The 16,731-nt window shown below is 47.0% G+C and carries 10 protein-coding genes; 4 read left to right on the forward strand and 6 right to left on the reverse strand.

Features of this window, described 5'->3' with window-relative positions:
- Positions 1 to 115 precede the first annotated feature (115 nt).
- From recN to H8K55_RS18940, 3 genes are all read left to right on the forward strand, one after another.
- Complete coding sequence (gene recN, locus H8K55_RS18930; protein WP_186943633.1) at positions 116 to 1,762, forward strand: DNA repair protein RecN; 1,647 nt, start codon at positions 116 to 118, stop codon at positions 1,760 to 1,762.
- 69 nt (positions 1,763 to 1,831) lie between these two features.
- Positions 1,832 to 2,938, forward strand: coding sequence for a ferrochelatase (gene hemH / locus H8K55_RS18935; RefSeq protein WP_186943634.1), 1,107 nt, complete (start codon positions 1,832 to 1,834; stop codon positions 2,936 to 2,938).
- A 7-nt stretch (positions 2,939 to 2,945) separates the two neighbouring features.
- On the forward strand, positions 2,946 to 3,767 hold the full coding sequence (locus H8K55_RS18940; protein WP_186943635.1) for a symmetrical bis(5'-nucleosyl)-tetraphosphatase: 822 nt from the start codon (positions 2,946 to 2,948) through the stop codon (positions 3,765 to 3,767).
- Between the two features lie 26 nt (positions 3,768 to 3,793).
- Here H8K55_RS18940 and H8K55_RS18945 read toward each other — a convergent pair whose 3' ends face one another.
- From H8K55_RS18945 to H8K55_RS18965, 5 genes are all read right to left on the reverse strand, one after another.
- Complete coding sequence (locus H8K55_RS18945; RefSeq protein ID WP_186943636.1) at positions 3,794 to 4,528, reverse strand: lysophospholipid acyltransferase family protein; 735 nt, start codon at positions 4,526 to 4,528, stop codon at positions 3,794 to 3,796.
- A 96-nt stretch (positions 4,529 to 4,624) separates the two neighbouring features.
- Positions 4,625 to 5,908 (reverse strand): dihydroorotase, encoded by a 1,284-nt coding sequence (locus H8K55_RS18950; protein WP_186943637.1) that lies wholly within the window; start codon positions 5,906 to 5,908, stop codon positions 4,625 to 4,627.
- Between the two features lie 53 nt (positions 5,909 to 5,961).
- Positions 5,962 to 6,927, reverse strand: a complete 966-nt coding sequence (locus tag H8K55_RS18955; protein WP_186943638.1) for an aspartate carbamoyltransferase catalytic subunit — start codon at positions 6,925 to 6,927, stop codon at positions 5,962 to 5,964.
- Positions 6,928 to 7,016: 89 nt separating this feature from the next.
- Positions 7,017 to 7,424: a Holliday junction resolvase RuvX gene (gene ruvX / locus H8K55_RS18960; RefSeq protein ID WP_186943639.1), complete on the reverse strand. Its 408-nt coding sequence runs from the start codon at positions 7,422 to 7,424 to the stop codon at positions 7,017 to 7,019.
- The gene (locus tag H8K55_RS18965; RefSeq protein WP_186943640.1) at positions 7,424 to 8,158 is read right to left on the reverse strand and encodes a YqgE/AlgH family protein; all 735 of its coding nucleotides are present in this window, start codon (positions 8,156 to 8,158) and stop codon (positions 7,424 to 7,426) included. The genes ruvX and H8K55_RS18965 overlap by 1 nt, the downstream gene beginning before the upstream one ends.
- Positions 8,159 to 8,307: 149 nt before the next feature.
- Here H8K55_RS18965 and H8K55_RS18970 point away from each other — a divergent pair, with 149 nt between their 5' ends.
- Complete coding sequence (locus H8K55_RS18970) at positions 8,308 to 9,777, forward strand: cryptochrome/photolyase family protein (RefSeq protein WP_186943641.1); 1,470 nt, start codon at positions 8,308 to 8,310, stop codon at positions 9,775 to 9,777.
- 91 nt (positions 9,778 to 9,868) lie between these two features.
- On the opposite strand, the gene H8K55_RS18975 is transcribed toward H8K55_RS18970, so the two are convergent.
- Positions 9,869 to 16,675, reverse strand: a complete 6,807-nt coding sequence (locus tag H8K55_RS18975) for a hybrid sensor histidine kinase/response regulator (RefSeq protein ID WP_186943642.1) — start codon at positions 16,673 to 16,675, stop codon at positions 9,869 to 9,871.
- Positions 16,676 to 16,731 lie beyond the last annotated feature (56 nt).

A 16,731-nucleotide genomic window follows, 5' to 3' on the forward strand; every position in this document is an offset into this window, starting at 1 on the left:
CTTAATTCCCTGAGGTAAAATACGCAAACCTGTGCTGGAGCGCATTTATGCCAAGCGCGCTTCAACTCATTTCACCTCATTTCATCTCAATTCATTTATACATAGATCAAAACCTATGCTGCGTACGCTTGCTATTCGTGATTTTGTTATCGTTGATGCGATAGAACTTGAATTTTCTGCTGGCTTTACCGTGTTCACCGGAGAAACTGGTGCAGGTAAGTCTATCTTGATTGATGCGCTCGCATTAACTTTGGGTGGGCGTGGTGATGCCAGCATGGTCAGGGAAGGCGCGCAAAAAGCTGATATTTCCGCCGAATTTTCCTGCAATCTTGCGACCACGAATTGGTTAGCGGAACATGACTTTAGCGCCGAAGATGATCAACTTTTGATCCGTCGGGTCATCGATAATGCCGGACGTTCTAAAGCCTACATCAATGGCATCAACGCGACCGCAGCACAGCTCCGAGAGTTGGGTGAATTGTTGGTCGACATCCACGGCCAACACGCCCATCAATCTTTATTGAAAAGTGAAGCGCAAAGAAATCTATTGGATATGCAAGGTGGTCTACAAACCCTGACTAGCGAACTTGGTCGCAAATATAAGCACTGGCGCAATCTGGCAAAACAAAGAGAAGAATTTGAACAGAATGCCAAAAACATTTTGCAAGAACGTCAGCGCCTGGAATGGCAAGTTGGTGAACTCGACAAATTGCAACTCAAAAAAGGTGAATGGGACGAAATTACCCAAGAACACAGCCGTTTAGCACATGCCGCGAGCTTATTAGAAGGCGCGCAAGAGGCTGCGGATACGATTTCCGAATCAGACCATCCTGTGTTGTCACAAGTCTCTGCGCTCTTGCAAAAATTGAGCAGATTAGAAGAATTTGATAGCAAACTCAAACCGATTATCGAGTCTTTGGAATCCGCCCGAATTAATTTACAAGAATGTGCTTATGCCCTAAATGATTATTTAGGTCGAGTCGAACTCGATCCAGCCCGGTTACGACAGGTGGAACAGCGGGTCGAAACTCTGCACAGCACAGCGCGACGTTTTCATGTAGAACCAGAAGGCTTGATCAGTGAGCTAGAAAATTTGCAGCAGCAACTTGAACAATTATCTGGCGCATCCGACATAGATTCTCTCAAAAAACAAGAAGAACTGGCACTGCAAGCCTATCTGAAAGACGCACATACTCTCGGCGAAAAACGTCAGACTATTGCTCGCGATTTGGGCAATGCGGTAAGTACTGCGATGCAAGATCTAAGTATGGCAGGTGGACGTTTTGCAATTGACTTAGTCGCATGCGAACCAAGTTCAACTGGGTTAGAAAATATAGAATTCATGGTCGCCGGCCATGCGGGTGTGCAATTACGCCCACTCGCCAAAGTCGCATCAGGTGGCGAATTAGCACGAATTTCCTTAGCGATTTCTGTCATTACTTCCTGTGCAACGGCGACCCCAACTTTAATTTTTGACGAAGTCGATAGTGGCATCGGCGGCGGTGTCGCCGAAGTAGTCGGACGATTGCTTAAACGTTTGGGACAAGACCGCCAAGTATTGTGCGTGACCCATTTACCGCAGGTCGCGAGTCAAGGTAATCAACATTTTGAAGTCAGCAAGACGCAAGAAAACAACCAGACATTTTCACAAATTAACGCACTCGACAATAAGCAACGCGTGGAAGAAATCGCCCGTATGTTGGGTGGTTTAGAAATAACGGCGACCACCCGCAAACATGCGCGTGAGTTACTTGCCCTATGAAGTTATGAAGTTGCGAAGTCATGAAGTTATGAAGTCGCACTTACTAAATTTAAAGACTGAAAGAACAGCATGGCATTTCTCAAAGAACCTGATTATTCACACGGTAAATTAGTAAAAACAGCGGTCGTCTTAATTAACCTTGGTACACCTGATGCGCCAACCGCTAGTGCTGTCAAACGTTACCTCAAACAATTTTTGTGGGATCAACGCGTCGTTGAAATTCCGCGTGCAGTCTGGTGGTTAATTTTAAACCTGATCATTCTGCCTTTTCGCTCCAAGAAATCAGCTGAGAAATATGCTTCTATCTGGACGAATGATGGCTCGCCTTTGCTGGTTCATACGCGTAAGCAAGCACTGTTACTGAAGGGCTATCTGGGTGAACGCGGGCACGAAGTCAATGTTGTGCACGCAATGCGTTATGGCTCCCCATCTATTCCTGACGTATTAAATCAACTCAAAACGGAGGGCTATGATCGCATCTTAATTTTGCCAGCCTATCCACAATATTCTGCGACCACTACGGCATCGAACTTCGACGCCATTACACAGCACTATCAACAAACGCGAAATATACCTGAGCTCCGTTTTATCAAGCATTACCATGATCACCCAGCGTATATACAAGCGCTGAAAAATTCTATTTTGCACGCATGGGAAAGAAATGGCCGGCCAGAAAAATTAGTCATGAGTTTTCATGGCTTGCCAAAAGCGTTTTTATTGCGCGGCGACCCTTATCATTGCGAATGCTATAAGACGGCACGCCTGCTCGCAGAACAATTAGGTTTGGGCAAGGACGACTACGTTGTGACTTTCCAATCGCGTTTGGGTCGAGCAGAATGGTTGCAGCCTTATACCGAACCAACTGTACAAGCATTAGCAAAGCAAGGCATCAAACGTATTGATGTCGTTTGCCCTGGCTTTTTGGCAGATTGTTTAGAAACCTTAGAAGAAATCGCGATGGAGGTTCGACAAGCCTTCTTAACCGCTGGCGGCCAAACTTTTAACTACATTCCCTGCCTAAATGAATCACCTGACGGCTTGCGCGCATTAGCAGAAATCAGTGAGCAACATTTAATAGGCTGGCCAACTATGATAACTGCCAGCATGCGTGAACAAGAAAAACAGCAAGCACTGCTCAGTCGTGCTGAAGCCAAACGCGTGGGCGCGGAACAATAAATTCAATATGCAGAACACTTTTGTTATCGGCGACGTCCAAGGTTGCTACGATCAATTAGTCGAGTTGATTGCTCAAATCGATGCCATCGATCCACAGGCACGATTACTATTTGCCGGTGATCTGGTAAATCGCGGACCTCAATCTTTACAAACGCTGCGTCTGGTAAAAAATCTGGGTGCACGTGCCGACACCGTATTGGGCAATCACGACTTACATTTGCTAGCAGTCGCCAATCACATTCGAACTTCGCATCGCAGTGACACGCTAGAGGCAATACTCGCAGCGGATGACTGCGCCGATTTATTAGATTGGTTGCGTCATCGACCACTAGCCATAGAAATCGGTCAGCATTTATTGGTTCACGCTGGCGTGTTCGCCAATTGGACTAAGTCCACCACTCTGCAATTTGCACATGAAGTTGAAACCCAATTGCGCAGTGACGACTATGTCTCAATACTCAACACGATGTATGGCAACACACCAACGCAGTGGAACAAGGACTTAGAAGGTGCAGAACGTCTGCGCTGCATCATCAATGGTTTAACCCGTATGCGCTTTTGCCACGCCGATGGCAGTATGGATTTTGATTTAAAAGAAGGTGCAGCGAATGCGCCTGAACATCTGACACCTTGGTTCGATGTAGAGTCACGCGAAACGCAAGATTGCATAGTGATCTTTGGGCATTGGTCAACCTTGGGACTGCTGCTGCGCGACAATCTGATCAGTCTGGATACTGGATGTGTGTGGGGTGGAAAACTGACGGCAGTGCGTTTAGAAGATCGTTTAGTCGTGCAAGTCGATAGCCCGCAACATCAATCTCCATTTTAATTCTCGACGATTATAATTCTCGACGATCATAATTTAACGCCCAAAGCATCCGCCACTGCCTCTCTTGCAACTTGCGCGACTTCTCTGCGATGTGCACCATCAGTGGAAATCATTGGCAGTTGTATCAATTCAGCGATCATTGCTTCTGATTGCAAAATCAATCGCATACTTTCTGCAAATGTCATCTCACCGATGAAGTCTGCCGCGGGATGCAATTCTCCTTTTGCGTCAACGTAACGCACAGCAAATGGCAAAATCGGCACCTGAGCTTCAATCGCAGCTTCGAACAAGTTCGCATGAAATGGCAATACGCCGCCCTGTGCACCCGTGGTGCCTTCTGGAAAAAAAGCAATGCGCTTATTGTCTCGCAATTGATGCACCAGACCTTCATAAATACGGCGCACTTCTCGTTGCTTGCCGCGAGCCAAGAAGATGGTTCCGGCTTGAGCACTGAGCCAACCTGCAATAGGCCAGCTGCGGATATCGGCTTTAGCCACGAAGTGACAAGCTTGCCACGAGTTAATTACAAAAATATCCAGCCACGATACGTGATTGGCAATAATTAATGCATGTTCAGGAATTTGCCCGCCACTTTGATCAAGCAATTTCACTTTGACTTTGCATAAAGCGAGCAACTGAAATGACCAACGTTTAACCAAAGCCTCGCGCTTCGCCGCAGCAATAAATGGAAAGATAAACGCACAGGTCAAAACACCAACAAATACATGCAAAAGTACACGGGCAAATCGCAATTTAGGCATGCATCACCAAACAGAAGAATAATAAAAATAAATACGCAAATTCGGGCAATAAAAATCCCTCAAGCTATTCAACTTGAGGGATGAGAGCGAACACAATTACAGAGAGCTATATGCAAGGCGACCATGCACGATCGTCGCTTTTACGACTGCTGGCAATTCATAACCTAGGAATGGCGTATGTTTGCCTTGACTGACTAAAGCATCTGCCCGCACTGCCCAGCGTGCAGTCGGATCAAACACGCATATGTCAGCAGCTTCACCGACTTTGATCTGACCACATGGCAATCCCACTAAAGCCGCCGGGTCACGCGTAATTTTAGCAAGGGCTTGTCCCAGGCTGATCGCACCACGACTGTCATCTGACCATTTCACCGCCAATGACAACAATAATTCTAGACCAGTTGCACCTGCTGAAGCCTCTGCAAACGGCAGCGCTTTCTCATCATCGTCAACTGGGGTGTGATCGGAGCAAATCGCATCTACCGTACCATCGGCCAAGGCTGCCAAAATCGCATCTCTATCACGCTGACTACGTAATGGAGGGGTTAAACGCGCGTTTGAATCAAAGTAACCAATATCAGTATCGGTCAAATGAACGTGGTGAATGCCTACATCACACGTTAACGGCAGGCCTTCCTTTTTCGCCTGACGAATTAACTCCAAACCAGCGGCAGAAGAAATTCGGCATAAATGAACACGAGCGCCAGTCGCCCGCATCAATTCAAACAAGGTGTGCATCGCGATGGTTTCTGCCATCACTGGCACACCCGATAAGCCAAGACGCGACGCTAACGGACCACTATGGGCAACTCCACCTTTACCGACAAAAGCATCTTGTGGACGCAGCCAGACTGTGTAACCGAAAGTCGCTGCATAAGACAGCGCACGTTGCAGTACATTTGTGTCGACGATGGGTTCTTCGGCTTGCGAGAAACCGACGCAACCCGCTTCCGTCAATGCTGCCATTTCCGTCAGATTTTGACCATGCAGGCCGACTGTCAATGCGCCTAATGGATAAACATTGGCCTTGTGCTGCATCTTGGCTCGCTGCTTTAACATTTCGACCAAACCAGCTTCATCGAGCACGGGATCAGTATCTGGCGGACACACCAAACTGGTCACACCACCACGCATCGCTGCCTGCAATTCTGATTCCAAAGTCGCTTTATATTCAAACCCAGGTTCGCGCAATCGTGCGCTCAAATCGACTAAGCCTGGAGTCACGACTAAACCGCTGGCATCAATCATATGTGCCGCGACAAAGTCCGCAGGCGCATTTCCAATTGCTGCAATTTTCCCTGCGCTGACAAACACATCCTTAACTTCATCCAAGCCACTCGCCGGATCGATCACACGGCCGTTTTTAATATGAAGATTCATTTAAGTTCTTTCCGAAATTTCTATTCTTAACTTGAGCTGGTGGGATTGCTAATTCAGGCATTGCTGCCAGAAACAATACTCATCACCGCCATCCGCACTGCAATCCCAAACGTCACTTGTGACAGGATCACCGCTTGTGGCCCATCGGCGACAGCGGAATCAATTTCTACACCACGGTTCATCGGTCCCGGATGCATGACGATCGCATCTGGCTTGGCTAAAGCTAAGCGCTCTGGCGTCAAGCCATATTGTTTGAAATATTCCTGTGTGGAAGGCAATAAGGCACCGTTCATACGTTCATTTTGCAAACGCAACATGATGACTACATCGACGCCCTTTAAGCCTTCGTTCATGTTCGTGAAAACACGCACACCCATTTGCTCCAAACCACCCGGCAATAATGTACGTGGACCGATCACGCGCACTTCAGCCGCACCTAAAGTCGTCAATGCGTGGATATCAGAACGGGCAACACGGCTATGTAAAACGTCACCCACAATTGCCACGGTCAGATTACTGAAGTCCTTTTTATAGTGACGTATCGTGTACATATCCAACAAACCTTGCGTTGGATGTTCGTGGCGTCCGTCACCGGCATTTACCACGTGGACGTGATGTTGCTTGGTATCGTTTAAATGTTGTGCAAGCAGGAATGGTGCACCAGAAGTCGCATGACGAACGACAAACATGTCGGCATGCATCGCCGCCAAATTGTCTATCGTATCGAGTAAAGATTCACCTTTGCTGGCGCTCGATGCTGCGATGTTCAAATTGATGACATCGGCAGACAAGCGCTTGGCTGCAATTTCGAAGGTAGTGCGAGTACGGGTAGAGTTTTCAAAAAACAGATTGAACACACTCTTACCATGCATCAAAGGCACTTTCTTAAGTTCGCGTTCACCTATGCTGACGAACGAAGAAGCTGTATCCAGAATGTGGTTGATGATCGATTTTGGTAAACCATCAATACCTAATAAGTGTTGTAATTCGCCGTTCTTATTTAACTGTGGATTTTTCATCATTACTCTTCAAATTGTTTTAGAAGTTTCACATTGAATATTGGGGTTGTATGCTCGCTGCCTGTGCACAAGCATTTCACACGACCATTTCATGTCTGATCAAAATACTGCTGCAAAATCACTGCTGCCGCTTGATCATCAATTCTTTCACCCTGCTTGGCATGCAATACCGCTGACGAATAACGTTCGTCCACCAGAGCAATCTTGACGCCATAACGTCCATGTAATTGATTCGCAAATCGTTGGCAGCGCACCGTCATTTCGTGCGCTACGCCGTCCTGGTGCATAGGCAAGCCGACCACACATAATGCCGGTTGCCATTCCTGAATCAAGCGCGCAATCACTTCAAATTTGCCATCATTACTCGGTGCATTAATGATAGACAATGGCTGTGCTTGTCGAATCAAGGTATTGCCTACCGCAACACCTATGCGTTTCAAACCGAAATCAAAAGCTAATATGGTTCCGCTTATAGTGACCGTATCCACGCTCGTCATTAAGCATGCCCTGCAACTGATGCTAGCATCAAGGGATCAAATCCCAGCAATTTCATCGCTGCATCAAAACGCTCTTCTACTGGCGTATCGAACATCACGCTCAAATCCGCAGGCACGGTCAGCCAGCCATTTGCTAAAATTTCTTGTTCTAGTTGCCCGGCATCCCAACCGGCATAACCTATGCTGAGCAACAGGCGTTGCGGTGCTTCACCAGCAGCAAGAGACTCTAAGATATCGCGCGAGGTAGTAAAAGAAATGTCCTCACTAACTTTCAGCGATGATGTAAATTTCCCTGCATTCGCATGCAGGACAAAACCACGATCACTTTGCACTGGACCACCAAACAATACCGGGCGTTGTCCTAATGGATGGGAATTAGGGATAATCTCTAGTTGTAAATCGATACGATCAAACAACTCGGCAATCGTCATATCGGTAGGACGGTTAATCACCATACCCATCGCGCCACGCGAATTATGCTCACACATATAAATCACGGTGCCGCCAAAAATAGGGTCAAGCATGCCGGGCATCGCAATGAGAAAATGATTGCTGAGATTGAGAGATTGCTCAGCAACTCCTGAACCTGAGTCTGAACCTGAATCTGAGTCTGAGGAGCTCATTTTGCGTTTAAGTGCGCGTTCTAAAGTTTCAGAAAAATCATCGCTGACGAGTTCAATTTCTTCATCATCAAAGTCGTCAACTGGGGAATGTAGGTTTTTTTGCTTCTTCATACCCGTATTTTATCAGTTTTAGTGTGGTTTTATGATCTGTGATATGGTCTCGGGCTACCGAAAAAACCGATGTAAGAAGCGTTATTCCAAGTATATTGCAAAGATCTTACAAGCAAATACATCTAATTTTCACCACAAAATTTGAAAATATGACCTACACCAAAAGTTTAGTCTGGTTTCGCCGCGATTTACGCCATTTTGACAATGCCGCTTTGTATCAAGCCTTAAAACAATCAAATTCTTGCTACTGCGTATTTATTTTTGACAAAGTCATCCTGCAAGGACTGCCGAAACGCGATCGCCGGGTGCAATTTATTCATCAAAGCATTCAGGAATTACGGGCTGAATTACAAGCATTAGGCACGCATTTGATCGTCCGCTACGGCGATCCCGTCGAAGAAATCCCTCGTTTGGCGGCCGAACTGCAAATCAATGCAGTGTTTGTCAATCGTGATTACGAACCGGCTGCGATACAGCGCGACCACACCGTGCAACAACACTTACTGAGTTTCAATTGTGACTTCATCGACTGTAAGGATCAGGTTATTTTTGATAAAGATGAAGTCCTAAGTTTGGCTGGCAAGCCATTTTCTGTCTTCACGCCCTACAAAAATGCCTGGTTAAAAAAACTTGCCTCTGAAACCGAAGGGGAAGCAGATTTCTATTTCAAACCCTATCCTGTAAAAAAATATGCGGGTCATTTTGCACCACATACTGAAACGACGATGCCTAGCCTGGCCAGCATGGGATTCGAAGAACTCAGCGAACAAGACTTAAAACTGCACGGTGGCATGAGTGCCGGTGCTGCGCTGTTGGAAGATTTTCTAGAGCGAATTGATCACTATGGCCATGCGCGAGACTTTCCTGCCATTAAGGGACCATCTTACCTGTCCGTTCATTTGCGTTTTGGTACCGTCTCTATTCGTTACCTAGTAAGTCAAGCGATGCGGCAAATACGCACGGCAAACGCGATGGAAGGTGCTAGTGTGTGGCTATCAGAACTGGTGTGGCGCGACTTCTACTTCATGATTTTGTACCACAATCCGCGCGTCGTTGGACATGCATACAAACCTGAGTACGACGCCATTCAATGGGAAAGCGGAAGCTCAGCACAGGAACTGTTTCAAGCTTGGTGTGATGGCAAGACAGGCTATCCTTTGGTTGACGCAGCAATGCTGCAATTAAATCAAACTGGCTATATGCATAATCGACTACGCATGGTGGTCGCCAGCTTTTTGGTCAAAGATTTGGGCATAGACTGGCGTTGGGGGGAAGCCTATTTTGCCTTACACCTGAACGATTTTGATTTATCCGCCAACAATGGCGGCTGGCAATGGGCGGCATCAACTGGTTGTGATGCGCAACCGTACTTTCGAATTTTCAATCCGATTACACAGTCTGAAAAGTTTGATAGTGAGGGGAAATTTATACGTCGTTATTTGCCACAATTAGCCAAACTGAACGCTAAACAAATTCATGCTCCCTGGAAGCTTAGTCCAATCGAGTTAGCTGCAATGAATTTGCAATTGGGACGCGATTATCCCTATCCAATTGTGGCGCATGATGTCGCCCGTCTGCGGACTCTAGAACGATACAGTGTCGTGAAGAAAATCAGCTAAATCGATACTACGCAAATAAAAACGCCTCGATATTTCGAGGCGTTTTTATTACTGAAGTTGACTACGATTTTTCATGTCGAACTTAAAACGATCACACAGCTTCGATTTGCTTATTCACGAAACCGCTAATTGCCGTCAACAAATCATCTTCACGATAAGGTTTACCAAAATACTCATTCACACCGAGTTCTGCCGCATAGTTACGGTGTTTATCGGCCGTACGTGAAGTAATCATGATGATAGGAATATGATGGGTTCTAGAGTCGCTACGCACGTTACGTGTCAAATCGAAACCATCCATGCGTGGCATTTCAATATCGACCAACATCACATCTGGCGTAATCGACTGCAATTGTTCCAGCGCATCAATACCATCTTTCGCCAACACAACCTGATAACCTTCACGCACCAGCAAACGCTGCGTCACACGACGTACAGTCAGTGAGTCATCTACGACCATCACGATATGATGCGTGCGCAAGCCTTGAACTGGCGCGACTTGAGTTGGAGCAGCTTGTTTTTCAACCATTTCAGCCACTGCACCCAATTCTGGGGCACCACTTTCCACGTGCGACTCAGGTAATTTAGCACGTTCGTGTTCAATTTTCTGTGCCAAAGGAACAGGGTTCAAAATCAAAACAATATTGCCCGAGCCCAGTACCGTTGCACCTGCGATACCGATCATACGTGCCAATTGCGGGCCAACGTTTTTAACAACGACCTCGCGGTTACCAATAATCTGATCGACGTGAATTGCCACACGTTCGTTATCGCTCTTCATGATCAGGATAGGCGTGTATTGCTGTGTGTCTGGAGTTGCATCGCGCTCACCCAACATGCTTGGTAAGTAATGCAATGGTACTCGATTGCCCTGCCACATAATTGCACCGTCGTTATAAGCGGTTGCCAATGCGGCGGACTTCAATTGTTGCACCTGCTCTACCAAGACTGAAGGCACGGCGAATGTTTTGCCACCTGCATTCAAGATCACAACCTGCGTCACCGCCAACGTCAACGGCAAGTGAATCGTGAAATGCGCGCCTTTGCCTTCCACGGTGCTAACTGAAACACGTCCGCCCAATGAGGCAGCTTCGGAACGCACGACGTCCATACCAACACCACGACCAGCCAATTCTGTCACTTCACTAGCAGTCGAGAAGCCAGGCTCGAAAATCAGGTTGACGACATCAGATTCATTGACAAAACTCTCGTCAGTCAACAAGCCCACGTTTTTCGCTTTTTCACGAATGCGATTGATATTCAATCCTTGACCATCGTCCGTAAAGTGAATAACAACTTCGTTACCCTCTTGGCGAATCTCAATCAGTAATTCACCCACTTCATTTTTACCACGGGCGACACGATCCTGACGTGCTTCGATACCATGCACAATAGCATTACGCAGCATGTGTTCGAATGGGCCAACCATTTTTTCCAAAACGCTACGGTCAATCTCAACTGAAGTACCACGAATATCTAAGTTGACTCGTTTATCCATTTCCTTCGCGGTCTGACGCGCAATCCGGTACAGACGCTCAGAAACACTGGAGAACGGAATCATACGCACGCGCATCAAATCTTGTTGCAATTCACGAGTTAAACGTGCTTGTGCATTCAAGTCGATGGTCGCGCCTTCGATCGTGCGGTTCAACGCAGTTTGCACGGTGGCGACGTCACTGACGCTCTCAGCCATCATCCGTGTCAATTCTTGCAGACGCGTAAATCGATCAAATTCCAGAGGATCAAATTCACGATCACCAGAGAACGCCATACGCGAAGTAATTTGCGTTTCAGCTTGAATTTCAACTTCACGCAATTGGTCGCGCAAACGACTAACGTTTTCAGTTAATTCCGACAAGGAAGCTTTTAAAGTATCAACCTCATTTTCCAACTTAGAACGTGAAATAGAAACTTCACCAGCCTGATTGACCAAACGATCCAAAATATCAGCACGCACACGCACCAACGGCACGGGTGCAGTATTGGCCGCAGCCACTACTTGTGGCGCCACCTGTCTCAAAGCACGTGACACAATTGCGGGTTTAGCGGAAGTACTAGTCGCATCTGTTGCAGGAACATTCGCGGCTAAAGAAGGCACTTCAACCGCCGCAACGGCATTGCTCAACTCTGAGGATTCGACGGACGATTCTTGCGCCACCAAGGATTCATCCGATGCCGAGATTGAAGCTTCAACTTCATGCATCGCAGGCTGCTCTAGAGCTTCCTGGAACTGATTCATCTCTTCAGTAGCAGACAGCTCAGCAAGATTTTCTACAGGAGCCGCTTGCATTGCCAAATCAGGATTTTGCAAACGTTCAAACAGGTGCATTGCATAATCATGACGGGACAACAAATCTTCCAACAACGGTTGACGAATTGTGCTACCGGTGTGCATCAGATTTTCAATGCGTGTTTCCATGTCATGCGTATGCTGCCCAAGCTGCATCGCCCCCGCCATCCGCGCACTGCCTTTTACCGTATGCATCAAACGCAAAATAGATTGCGGAATCGCATCATCTTCAGGACTTTGCTGCCATGAACGTAATAATTGTCCTATCATTGGCAACAGATCATTACCCTCTTCCAAGAATACTGGGAGCAAGTCATGATCAATCTCGTCGCTGACTTTGAGTTCAATTTCTGAACTGCTGCGGTCAACTGGGATTTCTTGCATGACTGGCGCTGGCTGCTCAACGATAGGCTGCGCAACTAGAGCTTGTTCGACTGCGGCTTGCTCGACTATGGCTTGCTCAAGCACAGCCGGTTCGATAATTTCAACTATCGCTGTTTCGTCTACAACCGCCTCAGTTTCAACAAGAGCTGTCACCGGCGCAGGCAATGAATCTTGACCACCACCAGACAAATCAATCTCCAATTCTGGAGCTAATTCTGTTGAGAAAACCGCCTCTGGAATTGTCATCGTTTGCAACAATTCTGTAGAAATATCCTCAGAGACATTCACGGACAAATCGGATGAGACGTCCGCTAATTCCAGATGGTCTGGAGCTGCTAACTCAGCAGATGTCAAAGAAATGGAGGCATCGACACCTTCAATATCTAACGGGGCTACAAATGAGGCTACAACTTCCTCGTCAAGATCCGTTCCAAGATCTGTTGCGGATATCGATGCAGTGGCAAGCGACTCGTCTTCCACCACCAACATGTCGTCCAACTCAGGCAACTCAGAAGCGACTGGCTCTAATAACACTGGATCCAGACGTTCATTAGTAGAAGTGATGAACTCCCCGTCATCTCCAATATTGGAGCGAGAAATTACCGTTTCTAACAATTGACTTAAACGCAGGTTTTCTTCAGGAACTCTGTCCGCCATTTCCGACAAAGCAAACTTCTGCAACATTGCTTTGACGCAGTCGACAGAATGATCCAGCAAATCAAACTCTGCATTTTCCAAACTGACTGGATGACGCTCCAAACGCTGCAACACATTTTCCAAGCTGTGCGCCAATTCTTGCGCGGCAAACAAGCCTACCGTCGCCGAGCTACCCGCTAAGGAATGCGCTGCATGGACTGCATGACGTGACACAGGTCTGGTGGGCTCATGCCTCCACTCAGAGAAATCTTGCGCGAGGAAGCGTACAATTTCATCTGTCTCTGCCATGTAAATCGTATGCAAAGGCAAACTAATTTCTATCTCACCAATACGTTTGGTATTGTCGGACTCCTTGGCAACAGGCATGGAGAAATCAGGAAACTCAATGATTTGTGCCGACTGTTGAACCGCAATTGCATCATCTGATGGAGTCAACAATGTTGGAGCTTCCGTCAAGTCAGCAAACTCTGCCGCTTCAGGTGCTGCAATCACTGGGGTCAAGGCGACCACATTATCGGCCAAATCATGAGCAACAGCGTCAAGACCATCCACAGACTCATCTAAAGTAACTGTTTCAATTAAATCTAACGGCTGTTGTTCTTCCTGCAGTTCTTGTGGTTCTTGCAGTGATACGATCTCAGGAAAATCTAATGTAAGTTCTGCTGTCGGCTCTGTTGTTGACGCTGTTGCTGACTCCGTATTGAGCTCAGTCATTTCCTGCACTTCAAGTTCAGGGATGCTTAAGCTAAATTCAGGAGCACTTTCTTCAACAATGTCAGAAGCCACCAAAATTTCAGTAGATTCCGCTTCTGGTTCAATGTCGAATCCAGTTAAGGACAACTCAGCCTCAGCTGTTGTATCGACGCTTAGGCTTACTCCGCTCTCTATTGCCTGAGCGGGGGAGTCGACTGCCAATTCAGCAACTGCCAACGCGGGGGCTTGAACTGAGAATTTCACATCAAGTTCTGCAGTCTGAGGCTCGCTGGCTGCCAGCTCCAATGTTTCAACTGGTTCGAGTACAACTGGTTCGAGCACAACTGATACTGGCTCTGCAGCATCGACGCTAAATTTCTCGCCGTCACGCACCCTTATGGCTGCGGCAATAATCGCGTTAGAATTTCGCCCAGAACTACCCTTCGTTTTAAGTTCTTCTACCCAAGCAAACATCTCTTCTGCCGCATATTCCAGCAATTGATAGAGGGATTCAGTACCGGCACGGGTTTCTGACAACCACAGATTCATGACTTGCTCGATGTTCCAGGCACCTTCACCAAACACCATTAATCCCACCATACGCCCACTACCTTTGAGTGTATGGAATGAGCGACGCAAGCGAATCAAGTATTCTTGATTATTTGTATCATGACGTGACAGAGGAATATTTTCGCGAACCGCGCCCAGCACTTCATCGGCCTCAGTCAGGAATATTTCCAACAATTCAGCGTCAATCTCCTCTTCGGTTTCCGGCAACTCTTGGCTCAATTGAATCTCTGGCGCAGCTTCACCATGAGAAGTCGCAGCAACGATTTCATCTAACGCAGCAGCTTGGCTGAGATCAGCATGGGCGAGCAAATCAATGGCTGTTTTTGCCCTTGCACTAGCGTCGCTATCGTCGAGCAAAGCGGCGTATGAGCGTTCATGATCCAAGGAGTCTTTGAGTTTCGCCTGCAAATCTGAATCTTCTGGCGCGTCGACCAATGACGCTAATAAACGCTCAGATTCTTTTTGCTGTTCGATCAAATCTTGTTCAGCAGTAGCGGCTGGCATTGCCTCTGGATTTGCTTCCAAAGGCGTTGATGGAAGTAATTCTTTCTCAGGCGCTTTTTCCAACAATTTAGATTGGAAAGTGCCCGCAGCTGCATCAAAGACAAAACGCTTCTTAGCAAATTCAGGCTGGCTTTGCAAAGTCTCGATAAAAAATGACAGTGCGCCCACATTCTGCGCGACTTTTTGATGCAAATTATCTAGTTCTGCCGGAGTTAACGATGAATTTCCATCGGCAAACGAATTTACCAAAGTACGCGTATGGCTCACCGCTGCGAGGGCATCATCTTGATCCAACATCGCCAAGGCGCCACCCAGTTGCGCCAAAATTCCATCAACAGGTGCTAATGTGGCGGTATTTGAAATATCACGGAAATGTTCATCTAAGGCTTTTTCGGCTTGCTTTAAGCTCAACTGCATTTCGCCAACCAGCACGCCCATGGTCTGGCGTTGCTGTGCTTCGCGAGAAATCTCACCGATCCAAGTAACATGGCCATCCGGCACTTCGCCGCTGACTACGGACAATAAACGAGCGGAAATCTCATCCGCACGCGCAGAGAAATTAGCCGGCAAATGTGTGATTTGTTCCAGCGCATTTTCCAAAAACAAAAGGCAAGTCGCCAACTCCAATCCCATCCGCTCTTTGTCTTTTGCGCGGACAGCATGACTCGCAATACCATTCAATTCGCGCAATAATTTGGTCAATGGAGCAGATTGCAGACTCACACCTAAGTCCGCCAAATCTTTCATCTTTTGCGTAAACTTATCTACCAAGCTGTTATCGCCGTTTGAGATACGTCCCCACAAATTCTTAATATTAGTGAGTAATTCTTTTGCGTTAGCTAAGACATTTGGCGCAATCAAACCATAACGTTTTTGGTCATAATCGTCTGGGACGTGATCATCAAGCTGGTAAGCGCGGCGGATTTGTGCGACAAAAGCGGAAGGCTCACGAACTTGTGCGATAAAAAACAAAGCATCCCGCAATAAGCGTTCTGGCACACTGGTATTGCCCTCGACCAAGCGGCGGATTTGCAAATTAATCCGACCCCAGATTTGCTTAATATGACGTTCATCACGCGCATCGATTGAGGCAGTTGACTCAGCAAATGCACGCATCACTAGCCAGAATGCCTTCGTCTGCGAACTTGTCTGTGCTTGTTCAATTTCACGAATCAAGACACTCATTTGATTCGACGCATCTAATTTTGCATCAGCATTTTTGCTCGTGAGTACAGTCAGTAATAATTTTTCAAAGCGTAGGCGAATCGCACCATAGTTGATATTTGTTGGGTGAGCCGACAATGCCAACTCTGGAATTTTTTCCTGAACAGACAATGACGGAAAAAACAGATCGGCAGGATGGATGCGCTCGGCGCCTTTCAATTCCAACAAAGCACGATATTCAGGGAACAATCGCACTGGCTGTTGAGAATTCCCCGCCAATAAATCTTCTAGGTAACGTAAGACCGCGTAAAACGCCTCGGTAATACGCTGTACAACGTCAGTAGAAATAACCAGCTTACCCGCCTGAATTCGCTCGATTAACTCCTCGACCGTTTCAGTCACAATGGAGACACCTTCTACCTCCACGATTTGCAAAGCTCCGTGAGCTTGATGCAAGTAGGTCTTCGCCTGTAATAAAGATGTGGCTTGCGTTTCGGCCTCTTGGCCAATCGCATCATTCAACAACTTACCAGCACTCGAAAGTGCTTCCCGCAATTCCGTCATGACCCAAGACAAGGGAGCAATATCAAATTGCTCCTGTCCAGAATCCAACGTTTTAGAAGAACCTGATGTCATTCTTAAACCCCGCAAACTCTAAGGGCGGAAAACTGAGTTTCCCGCGTTGCATACAT

Origin of the sequence: Affinundibacterium flavidum (assembly GCF_014284175.1) — a bacterium.
GTDB classification, from domain to species: Bacteria; Pseudomonadota; Gammaproteobacteria; order Burkholderiales; family Burkholderiaceae_D; genus Undibacterium; species Undibacterium flavidum.

Coding starts and splice junctions, on each gene's coding strand:
- H8K55_RS18950 (WP_186943637.1), bottom strand. CDS start 5,908: ATGAATCTTCATATTAAAAACGGCCGTGTGATCGATCCGGCGAGTGGC.
- H8K55_RS18970 (WP_186943641.1), top strand. CDS start 8,308: ATGACCTACACCAAAAGTTTAGTCTGGTTTCGCCGCGATTTACGCCAT.
- ruvX (WP_186943639.1), bottom strand. CDS start 7,424: ATGACGAGCGTGGATACGGTCACTATAAGCGGAACCATATTAGCTTTT.
- recN (WP_186943633.1), top strand. CDS start 116: ATGCTGCGTACGCTTGCTATTCGTGATTTTGTTATCGTTGATGCGATA.
- H8K55_RS18975 (WP_186943642.1), bottom strand. CDS start 16,675: ATGACATCAGGTTCTTCTAAAACGTTGGATTCTGGACAGGAGCAATTT.
- hemH (WP_186943634.1), top strand. CDS start 1,832: ATGGCATTTCTCAAAGAACCTGATTATTCACACGGTAAATTAGTAAAA.
- H8K55_RS18940 (WP_186943635.1), top strand. CDS start 2,946: ATGCAGAACACTTTTGTTATCGGCGACGTCCAAGGTTGCTACGATCAA.
- H8K55_RS18955 (WP_186943638.1), bottom strand. CDS start 6,927: ATGAAAAATCCACAGTTAAATAAGAACGGCGAATTACAACACTTATTA.
- H8K55_RS18965 (WP_186943640.1), bottom strand. CDS start 8,158: ATGAAGAAGCAAAAAAACCTACATTCCCCAGTTGACGACTTTGATGAT.
- H8K55_RS18945 (WP_186943636.1), bottom strand. CDS start 4,528: ATGCCTAAATTGCGATTTGCCCGTGTACTTTTGCATGTATTTGTTGGT.